Here is a 16,059-nt window from a genome sequence, read left to right on the forward strand (position 1 = left end):
CGTATTGCAGACCTGGGCCGAAGCGTGTTTTGCCGGTATGCGTATCGCGTAGGTCGGATTAGCGGCGCAGCCGCGTAATCCGACGTACGCATGCTAATCCGGGAAACGTTGATTTAGCGCAAGTGCTGCATCGAGATTGGCGATCAGCAACTCCACATACTGCGGATCGAGGTGGCTGCCGCTCACTTCGCGCAGGTAGCTCACTACACGTTCCAACGGCCAGGCGTCCTTGTAGCAGCGCTTGTGCATCAGGGCGTCGAAGACGTCGGCTACGGCGGCGATGCGCGCGTATTTGTGGATGTTTTCGCCCACCAGGCCTTGCGGGTAGCCGCTGCCGTCGTATTTTTCATGGTGCTGGTGGGCGATCACGGCGGCTGCCTTCAGCAACGGGCGCTGCGAGCCGTCGAGGATGGACATGCCCACCGTCGGATGCTGCTTCATGATTTCCCACTCGGCAGCGTCGAGCTTGCCGGGTTTCAGCAACACGGCGTCGGGCGTGGAAATCTTGCCGATGTCATGCATGGGCGCCGCGTGGCGCAGCACCATGGTTTCTTCTTCCGACATGCCGGAGGCTTGCGCCAGCAGCTGGCATACTTCGGCCATGCGGCGCACGTGGTTGCCGCCTTCGTGCGAGCGCGATTCGACCACGTCGCCCAGGCGCAGGATCAGCTCGGCCTGGGTATCGGTGATTTCCTGCGTCAGCAGGATGTTGTCGAAGGCGATCGCCACGCCGGAGCAGAATACTTCCAGCAATTGCGCATCGAGGTCGGAAATTTCTTCCACGCCTTTTAATACCAGCAAGGACGCCTTGCCGCTGCTGTTGGGGAAATAGCCGACATAGGTGTCGCCGTGCAGGCGCGAGATTTTATTGCTCTTGGCGTCGTCCAGCTGCGACAGCAGGGAAGGGCTGAGGATGCCGCCATCGGCTTCATGGTCGCCGATCTGCGCGAGAACTTCATAATCCTGCTCACCCGTGATGGCGCTGGCGCCGCGCAGGCGCAGCAGCATGCTCGTTTCCAGGCGCAGCAGGGCGACGACTTGCTGCAGCAGGCCGCTGGCGAAGTCGCGCAGGTTGCGCTGCTTGAAGATATGCGCCGAGGCGGCGATGACTCTTTCCAGGCCTTCGCGGTAATGCAGCTGGGCCTGGCGCGCCTCTTCCACCTTCATGATGTCGCGGTAGGCGCGCAGGGCGGCAAAGGTGGTGGTGAACAGCTTGGTGCGGTCCAGTTCCGTCTTTTCCTTGTAGTCGTTGATGTCGTAGTTGACGATCACCCGCTCCTCCGGCGCCTGTCCCGGCTGCCCGGTGCGCAGCACGATGCGCGTAAACTGGTTGCCCAGGTCTTCGCGCATCCAGCGTGCCACTTCCAGGCCGCTGTCTTCGCGTTCCATCACCACGTCCAGGAAGACCAGCGCGATGCCGTCTTCGCGCGCCAGCACCTGCTTGGCTTCGGCACCGCTATACGCATGTACGAAGCTCAGGGCGCGGCCCTCCAGGCGGAAACGGCTCAGCGTCAGTTTGGTGATGTCGTGGATGTCGGGTTCATCATCGACGAGCAGGACTTTCCAGGGGGGTAACTTGGGCGATGCTGAAGACAAAAATGACATGAGGACGAGTTCCGCTAAAAGGCATAACTGACGCAATGTTGAGACGCCTGCGCCAGGAATTCCTGTGCGCCATTACCGGCGTTGCGCATTTTTCGGGCGCATTTTGTCGATTGTAGACTGACAGCTAAATATTAACAATATGCAAGAAAAATTGACTAAAAACATGCAACACCCATGCTAAAAAAACACTTTAAATCCAGGCTGCTGACACTATCTTTGCTTTATCGCTTAGGCAACTATATTTTCAAGACAATACTTTGTTTTAATTAATATTGCCAATGAATCTGCAAAAAAGTCGGCGTCTTGCCTTTCTGGCGGAAAATCAGAAAAGTAACAAGGTATGAATTGCGCGTCAGAATGGGGTGCGGCGCGCTATATTGAATAGGTATAAGAAGTGGCAGAATGCCACTCACATTTCCTGAAAGGGTACATCATGCAAAAGCAAACGACGCGCGCCCTGGTCGCCGGCCTGGCCTTGCTGGCCAGTAGTGCGGCCTGGGCAGGAACGGAAGTGCATTTCAGCAAACCGGATCAATACACGGATGTCCCGTTCAACCCGCAGGAACGGGAAGACGTATTGAAGGAACTGAGCCGGCATTTCGAAAAACTGGGCGCATCGCTGCCGCCCGGGCAGACCTTGAAAATCGACGTCACGGATGTGGACCTGGCGGGACGTGAAAATCCTTCCCTGCGTGCCGGGCAGGATATCCGCGTCTTGAATGGCGGGGTCGACTGGCCACGCATGCGCCTGCACTATGTGCTGGAGCAGGATGGCAAGGTCATTCGCAGTGGCGATGCCGCTCTCTCCGACATGTCGTACCTGAACCGCATCAATCACTATTTCAGCAATGAAAAGTTGCGCTATGAAAAGTTGATGATCGATGACTGGTATGCCGATACTTTCGGCATCAAGGTGAAGCGCCAGGCGCGCAAGTAACGCAAGTAAGGTACGCAGCCGTCAGGCGGCTTGCCGCTGCGCGTGCCGCCGCGCGAAACGTATTGCGCTACGGAAATTTTCACTTCAGGCTATAGTCAAACGGGGCAGGCAGATGCGGCATGGCGGCATCTGCCTTCCCGTGATTTTTCTGAAAGGAATGCACATGCGTATTTCCAAGATGGCGAAAACATGGCTGGCCGCATTGGCGCTGGCCGCCGGCAGCAGCGCTTGGGCGGGCGTGCAGGTGACATTCGACAAACCCGATGACTATTCCGATGTTCCGTTCAGCTCGCGCGACCGGGAACAGGTGCTGGCGGGCCTGGGGAATCACTTCACCTGGCTGGGCAAGAGCTTGCCCCCCGGCCAGGACCTCAGGATCGAGATCACCGATGTCGACCTGGCAGGACGCGAAGACCCGTCACGGCGCGGCGCCTTCGATGTGCGGGTGATGACGGGCCGTGCTGACTGGCCCCGCCTGCGCTTGCGCTATACGCTCGAGCAGCATGGCAAGGTCATTGCCAGCGGCAACGCTTATCTGTCGGACATGTCCTATTTGCAGCATATCAATCGTTATTCCAGCAACGATGCCTTGCGCTATGAAAAGCGCATGATCGACGACTGGTTCAAGAATACCTTCGGCGTCACGCCCCAGGGCCGCAGCAGTCCCGTCATGAGCTTGCAGCCGCGCGAAGTGCAGCGCCGGTAATTCAGCGCAGGTAAGCCTCTTCGATGCGTGCAAGCTGGCCGTTCTGCCGCATGGCAAGCAATGCCGCATTCATCTTCTCGATGAAATCGGCCTTGTAGGCGGGCGTATTGCGTGCGCTGTAGGCGATGTACGTGGCTTCGGACGACAGTTCCAGCACTTCGTGCAATTGAAAGCCGTAGCTGCTTAGTTCTCCTTGCAGCTGGCGTGCCGTGTGGCGGGCCGCGCCGCGGTCGCTGGCGTAGCAATCGATGCGCCGCAGGGCCAGTTTCTTCAGATTGGCATCGTTGCCCTTGGCCGCTTCCAGATGCAGCAATCCCTGGCGGGCCGGCACCATCAATTTTTCCGACAGCAAAAAACCCGTGTTGACGCCGATGATCAGGCCGGCGAAGTCTGCGGGAAAATGCGTGCGCGGTTTGCGCATGACGGCGTCATGGCAAAACAGCACCACCGATTCGCGGTACAGCATGGCCGAATACGGTTGCACGTACGGCCGCTCCGTCTTGCGCCCGGGTGGGAACAGACCGAATACCAGGCCTTTTTCCAGCGCGTCGAGTCCCCGTTTCCAGGGGCGCGGCTGCAGGTCCAGCCGATACTCCGGCATGCTTGTGGCAGCTGTGCGCAGCATATCGACATACATCCCCTTGAAGACGCCGTTTTCCACATAGCTGTACGGCGCATAGTCGTCGTCGCCATACAGGATGACGGTTTGCGGCGCGGCCAGGGCGGTCTGCCACATGCCCGACAAGGCCAGGGCCAGGCATAGTCTTGCCGTTATCGCTGCTTGCATGCCGCTCCAGTTTCAATGTCTTCCTGGCAAGCATACAGCATGGCGGCAAGGCGCCGCCGTTAATCGATCCAGTTCACCTGCGGGAACTTGCTGCCGAACTCTTCCGGCATGGGCACGACCTGGCTGCGCTTGTAGTTGAAAAACACAAAGCCGGACTTGGCCATGGCGATCAGGGTGTTGTCGCGGGGACGCGTGATGCGGAAAGTGATGTCGCCGCCATATTTATTGAAATCCATGACGCCCACTTCGAACAGCAACTGGTCGCGCGCATGGGCTTCGGCACGGTAGGTGGTGGCCAGGTCGGTGACGATGATGCCGGTGCCGTCCGCTTCAATATCGCGCACGCCGAATTCAAACAGGAAGCGGGCACGCGCCTCGGAAATCATGGAAATCATGGAATCGTTGCCGAGATGATTGCCGGCATTGATGTCCGTGGTGCGTACCGTCAGTTGCGAGGAATAGCAGTACTGGTCTTCGGGGAATTCAAGTTTCAAACGGGCCATGGTGTTCTCTTGGGCTGGTGCGCGGGGCGCGACGGGAAAAACCCATTCTAGCCGGTTCCCCCCGCCCCGTCGAAAAACGCCCTCTGCCGCGTGCGCCGCCATGACTGCCTGCGTATGCTTATTTGCGTATGCTTATTTACGTACGCTTATTTTCGTACAATCCTGTACACCTTGCCCGTGCCGCTCAGCATGTATAGCTCGTTTTGCGCATCCTGGCCAAACGACAGGATATTACCCACGTTGGTGATGCCCCAGTCCGTCACGGCGGAGGGCGTGCCATTGCCGTAGCTGAAACTTTTCAGCCAGCCGCTGCAGTAGTCCGAATACAGGTACTGCCCCGCCAGTTCCGGCAGGGCCGTGCCCCGGTACACATAGCCGCCCGTGATGGAGCAGCCGCCGGCCGTATCGTGGGTGTATTCGATGGTGGGCAGGACCAGCCCCGCCTGGTTGCAACTGCTGCTGTTGTAACAGTGCAACCCTTCCATGATGTTCCAGCCATAGTTGTTGCCCGCCTGCCCCACCGGGCGCACATCGACCTCTTCCCAATTGGCCTGGCCCACGTCGGCGATATACAGCAGCTGGGCCGGTATGTCGAAGGCGTAGCGCCATGGGTTGCGCAAGCCATACGCCCAGATTTCCCCGCGTGTGCCCGGTGTGCCGGCAAATGGATTGCCCGGTGGAATGACGTACGGCTGGGCTACCGTGCTGGCGTTGACGTCCAGGCGCAGCAGTTTTCCTAGTAGCACATTCGTGTTTTGCGCATTGCCGGACGGATCGCCCGCGCTGCCGCCGTCGCCCGTGCCCGCGTACAGGTAGCCGTCCGGGCCAAAGCTGAGCAAGCCGCCATAGTGGTTGCTGAACGTGGGGTGGGGTATCGTGAGGATGGCCAGGGCGGACAGGGGATCGGCCACGTTGGCGTTGCCCGCCGACACTTGCTGCCGCTCGATGACGATGTCGCCGGCCAGATTGGTGTAATAGATAAAGAAATAGCCGTTGCTGGCGTATTGCGGATGGAAGGCCATCGACAGCAAGCCCCGCTCGCCGCTGGTGGTGGTGAGCGGGCTGATATCGAGGAAGGGCGTGGCCAGCAGGTTGCCGTTCTGCAGCACGCGGATGCGGCCGGGGCGCTCGAGAATGAAGAGGCGGCTGTCGCCGGGCGGCGCCATGAGGAAGATGGGTGCGCTCAAGCCACTGGCCACCTCTTGCAGGGCCAGTGCCAGCGGTGCCGTGGCCGCATAGGTGACACTGGCACTGGCCGTCGCGCCCGCATTGACTTGTACCTGCTGCGTGACGGGCGTGGGTGCCAGCGTTCCCGTGCCTTGCGCCACGCTGACGGCGCTGAGCGTGTAGGCGCCGGGCACCAGGCCAGTGAGCGTGGTACTCGCCGTCAGCGTCTTGCTGTAGGACGCAGGGCCGCTGAGCGTGACGGCGCCCGGGACTCCGGCCGGCAAGCCACCGATGCTGATTGTCAGGTCACCCGTGGTGGCGCCGGGCGGGTCGTCGTCATGGCCGCCACCACAGGCGGCCAGCAGGGCCAGGCAGCATGCCAGCAGCAGGGGCGGCAGCAGGGGCAGCCAGGGGCGGGAAAAGTGGGAAAGCAGATGGCGCATGTCAGTCTCCTGCGGGAACGACGCAACGGCTACGCGATGAATGGCGCTTGTGCCAAGAATGCGCGTCTGTCTGCCGGGAAGATTGAGCTGGCGCAAACGGACATCGCACTGACGCCAGCATACGCCCCGCGTCTGCCGCGCTTCCGTGCGCTGCTGCACCGTGCGGCGGCATCGGACAAATGCGTGGCGTTTTCAGACAAGCGCGGGGCCAGCTGCAGCGTCACGCCCTCACGCGCCCGATAATGGCGCATCTGAAACCGAGCAGGAAGAATCCCCATGAAAACCAAAGCCGCGATTGCCTGGAAGGCGGGCGCCCCGTTGACCATCGAAGAAGTCGACCTGGCCGGCCCGCGCGCCGGCGAAGTGCTGGTCGAGCTGAAAGCCACGGGCATTTGCCATACCGATTACTACACCCTGTCCGGCGCCGATCCGGAAGGCATCTTTCCGGCCATCCTCGGCCATGAAGGCGCCGGCGTCGTCGTCGACGTGGGCCCGGGCGTGACGACCCTGAAAAAGGATGACCACGTCATCCCCCTGTACACGCCGGAATGCCGCCAGTGCAAGTTCTGCCTGTCGCAAAAGACGAATTTGTGCCAGGCCATCCGCTCCACGCAGGGCCGCGGCCTGATGCCGGACGCGACCAGCCGCTTTTCCCTGAATGGCCAGCCGCTGTTCCACTACATGGGCACCTCCACCTTCTCGAACTACATCGTGGTGCCGGAAATCGCTCTCGCCAAAATCCGTTCCGACGCGCCGTTCGACAAGGTTTGCTACATCGGTTGCGGCGTGACGACGGGCGTGGGCGCCGTATTGTTCTCGGCCAAGGTGGAGGCGGGCGCCAACGTCGCCGTGTTCGGCCTGGGCGGCATCGGCCTGAACGTGATCCAGGCGGCGAAAATGGTCGGCGCCGACAAGATCATCGGCATCGACATCAATCCGGCGCGCCAGGCCATCGCGCGCAAGTTCGGCATGACGCATTTTATTAACCCGAATGAAGTGGACAACGTCGTCGATGCCATCGTGCAACTGACGGACGGCGGCGCCGATTATTCGTTTGAATGCGTCGGCAACACGACCCTGATGCGCCAGGCGCTCGAGTGTACGCACAAGGGCTGGGGCAAGTCCTTCATCATCGGCGTTGCGGCAGCGGGCCAGGAAATTTCCACGCGACCATTCCAGCTGGTGACGGGGCGCGAATGGCGCGGTTCGGCCTTCGGCGGCGCGCGCGGGCGCACGGATGTGCCGAAAATCGTCGACTGGTATATGGAAGGCAAGCTCAACATCGACGACCTGATCACGCACCGTTTGAAACTGGAAGATATCAACCAGGGCTTCGACCTGATGAAGAGCGGCGAATCGATCCGTTCCGTGGTGTTGTACTAATCTTATCGGATGTACTCCTTGCGCAACACTTGACGGACGGGGCAGGGCGGCAGGCTGTACTTCGCTGCCTGCGCCTGCTAGTGTGAAGGTATCCGCCTTGCTTTGGGAGCCGCCCATGTTTGCCACTGCCTACCTCGCCACGTTGCGCCGCATGCTGCCCGTCTTTCTCGGCGCGGCCTTGTCCTCCCTGCTGGCCTTGTGGTGGAGCAATGCCGCCATCCTCGCCACGCCCGCCATCTGGCTGGCGCTGCTGGCCACCTATCTGCTGTGCGCGCTGATGTTTACGCCGCTAGCCTGGCACCGCCAGCAGCTGGCCACGCGCCACGTGCGCAGCAACAAGTCGCGCTGAGTCCTAGCGCGCCGTGCTGGAAAAGCGCTCGCGGTAGTCGCGCGGGGTGATGGCGAGTTTCTTTTGAAACAGGCGGCGCAGCCTGTCCTCGCTGCGCAAGCCCGCCTGCACGGCGACCTGTTTTAAGGAAGATACATTGTCTTCCAGCAAGCGGCGCGCCACTTCAAAGCGGGCCGTCTCGATGAATTCCGTGGGGCTGCTGCCCGTTTCGCGCTGGAACACGCGCGTAAAATTGCGCTCGCTCATGGCCAGCCTGGCCGCCAGCAGCGGCACCGTGATCTCTTCGCCCAGGTGTTCCATGATCCAGCCCTGCAACTGGCGGATGGTCGGATGCGTGGTCATCTGGCTCGACAGGTGCACGGAAAACTGCGACTGGCCGCCGGGCCGCTTCAGGTACACCACCAGGTCGCGCGCCACTTCCAGCGCGATATCGCGGCTGAAATCGTCTTCCACCAGGGCCAGCGCCAGGTCGATGCCGGCCGTCACGCCGGCCGACGTCCAGAATTTTCCTTCCCGCACGAAAATCGCATCGGCATTGACCTGTATCAATGGATAGCGCTGGCGCAGGCTATCCACGGCGCTCCAGTGCGTGGCGGCGCTCTTGCCGTCGAGCACACCCGCCTCGGCCAGGAAGAAGCAGCCCGTGCACAGCGCCGCCAGGGTATCGATGCGCGGCGCCGCCTCGGCCACCCAGGCGGCGAGGGCGGGAATATCCTGCAAGACTTGCTCGACGTGGTGGCAGCCGACGATGACGGCCAGGTCGGGCAGGCGGTTCACATCGAGCGCCTTGCTGGCGTGCAGCGACATCAGCGTGTCGGACTCGACGGGACCAATGGCCGTCGACACGATGCGCACGTCGTAGCCACCGGGCAGATGGCGCAGGCGCAAATGGGTGTTGGCGTAGTCAAACACCTTCATGGCGCCGATGGCTTCCAGCGCCTTGAAGCCGGGGTAGACGATGATGTCGACGGTACGCAGGGGAAATTCTTTGGGGCTTTGCTTGATCATGCAATGAATGAGATAAATGGAATAGTGCCATAATGCAATAACAGCGGTGGCATAGATTAGCATGGAATAATCGAAGGACCGCCTGGCTTCCCACTCATCAGATTCTTCGATATCTTGCGCATATACATTTCTCTCGTCAGCTTGTTCTTCTATCTATCGACCGGCATGGCCCAGGCGGCCACCTTCAATTTCAACGGCGTTGACGTCAGTAATTGCGCCCGGTCTGGCGCGCAATATACCTGCGGCAACTTGTCCATGGCCGATACCGACGTTATCGTTATCGCCAGCGGCTATGGCGTGACATTCAACAGTTCTCTGGCCATGACTTATAACCAGGGATTGAGGATGAGTGGCAGCGCCGCGTTGACGGCCACGGGCAATCTCGATATCAAGGACATCAATCCATCCAACTTGAAGGTGACTGGTGGCAGCCTGACGGCGGAGGGCGGCACGTTCAGCATGGGAGCGCAGGCGCAGACGATCATTGCCAACATTGCCGCCACGACCATCAAAATGGGGGGGAGTGCCGTCAAGGTGACAGGTAGCATCAGTGCCAAGGGACTGGTGGAAATTGCATCGGGCTCGACCATCACGGGGGCAATTGGCGGCAATATCGTCAATATCCTGCCCGCGAATAGCCAGATCGAGGGCGATATCACAGCCAAGACTACGCTGACCATCGGCTCCGGCAGCCAGATCAAGGGCAACCTGAATGCGCCGACCATCGATCTGAAAGCGTCCGGCCTGCTTGTCACGGGCGACGTGACGGCATTAAAGTCGCTGACCATCGCCTCTGGCAATGCCATCAAAGGCAATGTCGAGGGCGGCAATGTCACCCTGGATGCGGCGAATGGGTATATCACGGGTAATGCACTGGTCGACCACATCACGCTGGGATCGTGGACGCACGTGGATCAGACGATCACCTGCAAGGCCTATACTCCAGCCAACCCCTGCAGTTGCGTGACGAACAACAGCGGCTGGCCTGCCGGCAGCGTCAACGGCCCGAAATGCGGCCCCGGCACCCCCACCGGTCCCCACCATTTCCAGATCGACCATCCAGGCACGGCCCTAACGTGCGCGCCGCAAACCGTGAAGGTGACGGCGTGCGCGGACGCCGCCTGCAGCGCCAAATACACGGGCGGCGTGGACGTCACCGTCAGCCCCGGCGGCACGCTGACGCCGATCGACAACAGCGGGGTGGCCACGGCCAGCGTGCGCCAGTACACGGTCGGCACGGCCACCCTGAGCCTGACCAGCGTGCCCGGCGCCACGGACGCGCTGGTGTGCAAGCGCAGCTCGGACAATAGCAACAGTTGCAACATGGCGTTCGCGGCGACGGGCTTGATGCTCACGCCCACCAACCATATCTCGGGCACGCAGCCGTCGTTTGGCATCAGCGCCGTGCAGGCCAGCGGAGACCAGCAAGCCTGCGTGCCCCTGTTTGCGAATAAAAGCAAGGACTTGACGCTCGCTTGCGGCTACAGCAATCCCGCCAGCGGCACTTTGCCGGTCTTTGTCAAAGGCACGGGTGGTTTCATCGCTCTGGCGGCGAATAACAGCAGTGCTTGCAGTGCCCTGGGGAAGAGCGTCAACCTGGCGTTCAACGGCCAGGGCGTCGCCACGGCCGTCATGTCCTACGCGGACGCGGGGCAGCTGAACTTGACTGCCACTTATACGGGGTCAAGCGCCAGCGGCGACACTGGCTTGAGCATGACGGGCAGCGCCACTGTCATCGTCGTGCCGAAGCGTTTTGTGTTTGGCGCGATCGCCACGCCGCAGCGTGCGGGCCTGGCCGTGACGCCGGTGGCGCCAGCTACCACGATCAGTGTTTCGGCCCTGAATGATGTCGGGGCTGTGACGCCCAATTTTGGCAAGGAAGCCACGACGCAAACCGTGCAGTTGGGGCACGCCATCGTCGCGCCCTTGTTTACCGACCGCCTCGACCCCGAGGTGGCAGGCAGTTTGACCTTCAATAACGGTAATGGCATAGGAACGGCCGCGAACATGGGCTGGCCGGAAGTGGGCACCATCCAGTTTACCGCCAGCTTGCCTGCCTACCTGGGGTGGGAGTTGCCAGCTGTCAATGGCATCACGCCACCGTTGGCAACAGGCAATAGCGCCAATGTGCAATTCATTCCCCACCACTTCGCGACGACAGTGACCGGGAAGGTGCCCATGCCATGCGTGGCGCCATTGACGTGCGTGGGTGCGCAGGCGGGCCAGACCGCGGGCAAATTTGTGTATTCCAGGCAAGCGTTTGGCTTGCGCATCACGGCGCAGAATGCGTCGAACGCGACGACGGGCAATTTCGATGGTCAGGACAAGAGCTTGCCGGCGAACGTGGCTTTGCAAGGTTACGATGCCGCCACTGGCAAGACGGCTTTGCCACCGGCCGATCCTGCGGGTAGCCAGCTCACCGATGGCACAGCCGCGCAGACTGTCGTGAGCGGCATCGCCGCAAGCAATTTCAAAGTAGGCGTGGCCGATACCGTCATCGCCTATCGCTTTCCCGGCGCCTATGCGGTACCAGCCGGCGCGACAGCGCTGGCGCTACCCACCGACGTGCTGTTCCGCGCAACCACCACGTATCCGGGCGAGACCGTCGTGACGTCGGCGCCGTCCGCCTCGGGCACGGAAGGGCAGCTGACCATCCTGACGGGCCGCATGATGGTGCCGAACAGCTATGGTTCCGAGCGCTTGCCCATCCGGCTGCCCGTGCAAGTGCAGTACTGGAATGGGCGCTGGGTGAGCAATGCATCCGACAGCGTCACCACATTTGCCCGGGCCGACGTCGTTTTGGCCAACTGCCGCAAGATGCTCACCTCGGGGGACGGCGCGTGCAATGGCGCCGCGAAGGTGCAGGATGGTATATATACCTTTGTCGCCGGGTTTTTGCCCCCGCCTAACGGGCGCCTGATGTTGCTGGCCCCTGGCGTGCCGGGCAGCGTCGACGTCTCCGTGCCTGCCCTGTCTTACCTGCCCAGTACGGTGGGCAGTGTCGTGTTTGGCGTCCTGCGATCCGGTCCCCTCATTTATTTGCGCGAGATGTATTGAGCCTGGGCAAAGAGGGGCGGACGCAGGCGGCGTGAAAAACCAGTAACATGCCTGGCTGTGGCATTCCCCCCCAACCTCAGACTGGAGTTTCTATGAGCACAACATCGCAGTGGATCGATATCGCCGGCCCGGACGGCAGCTTCCAGGCTTACCTGGCCGTGCCGCATATCGGCAAAGGCCCCGCCATCATCCTGTTGCAGGAAATTTTCGGCGTCAACGAGCACATCCGCGCCGTGGCCGACCAGTACGCGGCCGATGGCTACGTGGTGCTGGTGCCGGACCTGTTCTGGCGCGCGGGCGCGCACATCGAGCTGGGCTATGACGAAGCAGGCTGGAAGCGCGCCGTGGAGCTGATGCAGGCCACCGACAATCCGCATGCCGACGCCGATATCGCCGCCACCGTCGCCGCGCTGCGCGCGCGGCCTGAAGTCGAAGGCAAGCTCGCTTCCATCGGTTACTGCTTCGGCGGCCGCCTGTCATTCCAGACGGCAGCAGCCGGCCTGGTCGACGCCGCCATCGCTTATTACGGCGGCGGCATCCAGAACAAGCTGGACCTGGCCGACAAGATTCAGGTGCCGCTGCTCATGCATTTCGGCGGCCAGGATAGCCATATTTCGCCGCAAGCGGTGCAAACCATCGCCGAGCGTTTCGAAAACCGGCAAGAGGTGGAAATCCATATCTACCCGGGCGCCGAACACGGCTTCAATTGCACCCACCGCGACAGTTACCAGCAGCGCGCCGCCGCCCAGGCACATGGCAATTCCTTGATTTTCCTGTCGGAAAATCTGTAAGCGGGAGCGCCGCCAGCGCTGTCGACTCGGCAGTAAAGCCGCATGGGCGCTAAAATAGCGCCTGTGCCGGGCATCTCCGGCCGGCCGGGCGCAGCGCCCGGCAAACCTGGATGAGGAACCGAATCAAAGATGGCCCAAGTAATTGTTTCTGTGACATTGGCGGCAAGCGCCGAAAGAGTGTGGGATTTTATCGGCGGCTTCCAGTCGCTGGCTGAATGGTCGAGCTCCATCAAGACCAGCCTGTCCGAGCATGGCGGCCGCGTGCGGCGCCTGAAAACCACGGACGGCGCCATCATCGCCGAACGCCTGCAAAGCTACAGCGAAGCCGACAAGAGCTACAGCTACACCATCGTCTCTGGCCCGATCCCCGTCAAGAACTACCGCTCCACCCTGCGCGTCACGGGCGAACCGGGCGGCGCTTCCTGCGTGGCGGAATGGTCGAGCGAGTTCGACGCGGCCGAAGGCGTGGAAGAGGTCATGGTGGGCGCGTTTCAACATTTGTATGAAACGGCGTTCGTCGACCTGAAACGCATCATGGCCATTTGAATCAACCAGTGTAGGTCGGATTAGCGGCTACGCCGCGTAATCCGACACCACCACCAGACGTTACCGCTTCACCTTTCCAAACGCTTCGCCCTTGTTCCAAGTAGGCAAGTTCTTGTCGTTCGCCACTTCGTAACCGAGGTTCAGCGTGAACTGCGCCTGCTGCACCATGCCCGACAAGTCCCACGACGGGTGGTACTCGTCGGTGACCTGGTGGTAATCCTTTTTAAAGGCCACCAGGCGCTCGCCCGAGGCTTTCGGTTCCTTGACAAAATCGAACGAGCCGTCGCCGGAGAATACTGCCGAGCCCACGTTGAAGGCGGGCACGCCGGCCTTGGCAAACGCAAAATGGTCGGCCCGGTAAAACGCACCGGACAGGTCGGGGATCGTCGGCGCCAGGCGCAGGCCCATGCGCTTGGCCACCTTGGCGGCGCTCGCGTACAGGCTGCTTCGCTCGGCGCCGGCCACGCCGATGTCGTGCGTCTTGCCGACAAAATTCATGCTGTCCAGATTCAGGTCGGCGGCCGTTTTCGCCAGCGGCCATAAGGGCTTGCGCGTGTAGGCCGTGCTGCCCAGCATGCCCGTTTCCTCACCAGCCGGCCACAGGAAGATCTGCGTGCGGCGCGCCGGTTGTTTCACGGCCACCTGCGCCATGGCCAGCAGGGCCGCCGCGCCCGAGGCATTGTCGATGGCACCGTTGTAGATGTGGTCACTCTGGCCCTGTTTACCACCTTGGCTGTTGCCCTCGTCATCCTTGCCCAAGTGGTCCCAGTGCGCCGAGTAAATGACGGCTTCGTCCTTCAATTTCGGGTCCGTGCCCGGCACGATGCCGGCCACGTTGAATTGCTCGATGCTGCGGACCTGACTGTCGAGTTGAACCCTGACCGTGGCATCCAGGGGCACGGGGCGGAACGCGCGCGTTTCCGCCTGCGCGCGCAAGGCGTCCAGGTCTTGCCCCGCTTGCTGGAACAGGGCGCGCGCCATGTCTTCCTGCAGCCAGCCTTCCATGGCGTTGCCCGCGCCAGCGAGGTTGAAGCGCTCGTGGCCGAAACCGTTGGCGGGCACTGACCACGGATACGACGCCGATGCTGTCGTGTGGATCAGCAAGACCCCGGCGGCGCCCTGGCGCAGCGCTTCCTCGTATTTGTAGACCCAGCGCCCGTAATACGTGAGGGACTTGCCGGCAAAACGGTTTGGTTCGGCAACGGTCGGTTGCGGATCGTTGACCATCATGAGGACAAGCTTGCCCTTCAGATCGACGCCCTTGAAATCGTCCCAATTTTCTTCGGGGGCGCGGATGCCGTAGCCGGCAAACACGACGGGCGCGTCGAACGCCACTTTCTGCTGGCCATTCGCCGCACCAAAGACGATGTCCTGGCCGAAGGCGGGAGACAAGGTCTTGCCGCCCGCGCTGAACGTCACTGTGCTCGATGGCAGGGCCTTGCTGCCGACGATGGTCAGCGCCTGGCGGTAGGTGCCATCTTTCAATGGCTGCAAGCCGGCCACGGCCGCCTGCGTTTCCAGGTAGCGCACGGCCAGGTCGCCGCCGCGCTGGCCCGTGCCGCGTCCTTCGAGCAAGTCGTCGGCCAGGAACGACAGATGGGCACGCAGGGGCGCTTCGGCAACGAGCGGTTGGGCGAGGGCAGCCGTGCTGAACAGGCTGGCGGCGAGGACGAAGGGTAAACGCATGACAACTCCAAAAGTGAGTACGGGAAAGCAAAGCAGCGGTAATCTTACTCTACCGCAATGCTCTGGCGTAGCGCGCGGCGTGCGCGCGCCATTGCGGCCACAATGGCCGCTGGTTCACCGACAAGGAGCGTTCCATGACTGCCACCGACTTGCAATCGAGCAATACCCTGCGTACCGCCGACGGCACCCTGATTTATTACAAGGATTGGGGCAGCGGCCCGCCCGTCGTCTTCAGCCACGGCTGGCCGCTGTCGTCCGACGCCTGGGAAGACCAGATGTTTTATCTGGCTTCACACGGCTACCGCGTCATCGCGCACGACCGGCGCGGCCATGGCCGCTCCAGCCAGCCTTTCGCTGGCAACGACATGGATACCTATGCCGATGATCTGGCCGCCCTGATCGAGGCGCTGGACTTGACGGGCGCCACCCTGGTCGGTCATTCGACGGGCGGCGGCGAAGTGGCGCGCTACATCGGCCGCCATGGCACGCAGCGCCTGGCGGGCGCCGTGCTGGTAGGCGCCGTGCCGCCGCTGATGCTGCAAACCACTGAAAATCCGCTGGGTTTGCCGCTGTCCGCGTTTGACGCCATCCGCGCCGGCGTGCAGGCCGACCGTAGCCAATTCTTCCGCGACTTGAGCGAGGCCTTCTATGGCTACAACCGCCCCGGCGCGACACCGTCGCAGGGCGTGCGCGACAGCTTCTGGCGACAAGGCATGCAGGCGGGCATGCCGGCATCCTATTTGTGCATCAAGCAATTTTCCGAAACGGATTTCACCAGCGACCTGGCCAGCTTCGATGTGCCGACCCTGGTGATCCATGGCGACGACGACCAGATCGTGCCGATTGCCGCCTCGGCGCGGCGCACGGCTGAGCTCATCATCGGCAGCAAGCTGCTCGTGTATGCAGGCGCGCCGCACGGCCTGGCGACGACGCACAAGGACCGCCTGAACGAAGACTTGCTGGAGTTCTTGCGCACCTGAAACGGGGCGGGCGCCATGCTGGCGAGGCGCCCGCCGTTGCTGTTGCCGCGCAGAACAGGCGCAGGCGGCACATTGTTGTGTATCATTTAATGTTGGCAAAATCACGCGTCG

The 16,059-nt window shown here is 61.8% G+C and carries 14 protein-coding genes; 8 read left to right on the forward strand and 6 right to left on the reverse strand.

Annotation, left to right across the window (positions count from 1 at the left end; translation table 11 throughout):
- Nucleotides 1-93: 93 nt before the first annotated feature.
- Complete coding sequence (locus tag ACP7EG_RS10665) at nt 94-1,605, reverse strand: response regulator (protein ID WP_219136210.1); 1,512 nt, start codon at nt 1,603-1,605, stop codon at nt 94-96.
- Between the two features lie 433 nt (nt 1,606-2,038).
- Between ACP7EG_RS10665 and ACP7EG_RS10670 the strand changes: the two genes are divergently transcribed.
- Together ACP7EG_RS10670 and ACP7EG_RS10675 are read left to right on the forward strand one after the other, a co-directional pair.
- Nucleotides 2,039-2,542 (forward strand): DUF3016 domain-containing protein, encoded by a 504-nt coding sequence (locus ACP7EG_RS10670; RefSeq protein ID WP_426087566.1) that lies wholly within the window; start codon nt 2,039-2,041, stop codon nt 2,540-2,542.
- 163 nt (nt 2,543-2,705) lie between these two features.
- The gene (locus ACP7EG_RS10675) at nt 2,706-3,248 is read left to right on the forward strand and encodes a DUF3016 domain-containing protein (RefSeq protein ID WP_426087567.1); all 543 of its coding nucleotides are present in this window, start codon (nt 2,706-2,708) and stop codon (nt 3,246-3,248) included.
- Nucleotide 3,249: 1 nt separating this feature from the next.
- On the opposite strand, the gene ACP7EG_RS10680 is transcribed toward ACP7EG_RS10675, so the two are convergent.
- The 3 genes from ACP7EG_RS10680 to ACP7EG_RS10690 all read right to left on the reverse strand — a co-directional run bounded on the left by ACP7EG_RS10680 (nt 3,250) and on the right by ACP7EG_RS10690 (nt 6,148).
- Nucleotides 3,250-4,035, reverse strand: a complete 786-nt coding sequence (locus ACP7EG_RS10680; RefSeq protein ID WP_426087568.1) for a substrate-binding periplasmic protein — start codon at nt 4,033-4,035, stop codon at nt 3,250-3,252.
- 59 nt (nt 4,036-4,094) lie between these two features.
- A complete protein-coding gene (locus tag ACP7EG_RS10685; protein WP_071079638.1) occupies nt 4,095-4,538 on the reverse strand; it encodes a thioesterase family protein in 444 nt (147 codons plus the stop codon).
- Between the two features lie 146 nt (nt 4,539-4,684).
- A complete protein-coding gene (locus ACP7EG_RS10690; RefSeq protein WP_426087569.1) occupies nt 4,685-6,148 on the reverse strand; it encodes a PQQ-dependent sugar dehydrogenase in 1,464 nt (487 codons plus the stop codon).
- A gap of 276 nt (nt 6,149-6,424) precedes the next feature.
- On the opposite strand from ACP7EG_RS10690, the gene ACP7EG_RS10695 reads away from it, so the two are divergent.
- Both ACP7EG_RS10695 and ACP7EG_RS10700 read left to right on the forward strand, forming a co-directional pair.
- Nucleotides 6,425-7,531, forward strand: a complete 1,107-nt coding sequence (locus ACP7EG_RS10695; protein WP_426087570.1) for an S-(hydroxymethyl)glutathione dehydrogenase/class III alcohol dehydrogenase — start codon at nt 6,425-6,427, stop codon at nt 7,529-7,531.
- A gap of 115 nt (nt 7,532-7,646) precedes the next feature.
- Entirely contained in the window at nt 7,647-7,880 is a 234-nt protein-coding gene (locus ACP7EG_RS10700) for a hypothetical protein (RefSeq protein ID WP_096233684.1), read from the forward strand.
- 3 nt (nt 7,881-7,883) lie between these two features.
- Here the strand turns inward: ACP7EG_RS10700 and ACP7EG_RS10705 are convergent, their stop codons facing one another.
- Nucleotides 7,884-8,888, reverse strand: a complete 1,005-nt coding sequence (locus ACP7EG_RS10705) for a GlxA family transcriptional regulator (protein ID WP_426087571.1) — start codon at nt 8,886-8,888, stop codon at nt 7,884-7,886.
- Between the two features lie 114 nt (nt 8,889-9,002).
- On the opposite strand from ACP7EG_RS10705, the gene ACP7EG_RS10710 reads away from it, so the two are divergent.
- The 3 genes from ACP7EG_RS10710 (at nt 9,003) to ACP7EG_RS10720 (ending at nt 13,282) form a co-directional block, all read left to right on the forward strand.
- Nucleotides 9,003-11,945 carry a DUF6701 domain-containing protein gene (locus ACP7EG_RS10710; RefSeq protein WP_426087572.1) on the forward strand — a complete coding sequence of 981 codons (2,943 nt, stop codon included), beginning with the start codon at nt 9,003-9,005 and terminating at the stop codon, nt 11,943-11,945.
- A gap of 92 nt (nt 11,946-12,037) precedes the next feature.
- Nucleotides 12,038-12,736, forward strand: coding sequence for a dienelactone hydrolase family protein (locus ACP7EG_RS10715; RefSeq protein WP_426087573.1), 699 nt, complete (start codon nt 12,038-12,040; stop codon nt 12,734-12,736).
- A gap of 129 nt (nt 12,737-12,865) precedes the next feature.
- Nucleotides 12,866-13,282 (forward strand): SRPBCC family protein, encoded by a 417-nt coding sequence (locus ACP7EG_RS10720; RefSeq protein ID WP_326458387.1) that lies wholly within the window; start codon nt 12,866-12,868, stop codon nt 13,280-13,282.
- 60 nt (nt 13,283-13,342) lie between these two features.
- On the opposite strand, the gene ACP7EG_RS10725 is transcribed toward ACP7EG_RS10720, so the two are convergent.
- A complete protein-coding gene (locus ACP7EG_RS10725; RefSeq protein ID WP_426087574.1) occupies nt 13,343-14,968 on the reverse strand; it encodes a M28 family peptidase in 1,626 nt (541 codons plus the stop codon).
- Nucleotides 14,969-15,102: 134 nt separating this feature from the next.
- Between ACP7EG_RS10725 and ACP7EG_RS10730 the strand changes: the two genes are divergently transcribed.
- Entirely contained in the window at nt 15,103-15,948 is an 846-nt protein-coding gene (locus tag ACP7EG_RS10730; protein WP_426087575.1) for an alpha/beta fold hydrolase, read from the forward strand.
- The last annotated feature ends 111 nt before the right edge of the window (nt 15,949-16,059 follow it).

Source organism: Janthinobacterium sp. PSPC1-1, from assembly GCF_049897625.1.
Lineage (GTDB): Bacteria > Pseudomonadota > Gammaproteobacteria > Burkholderiales > Burkholderiaceae_D > Janthinobacterium > Janthinobacterium tructae.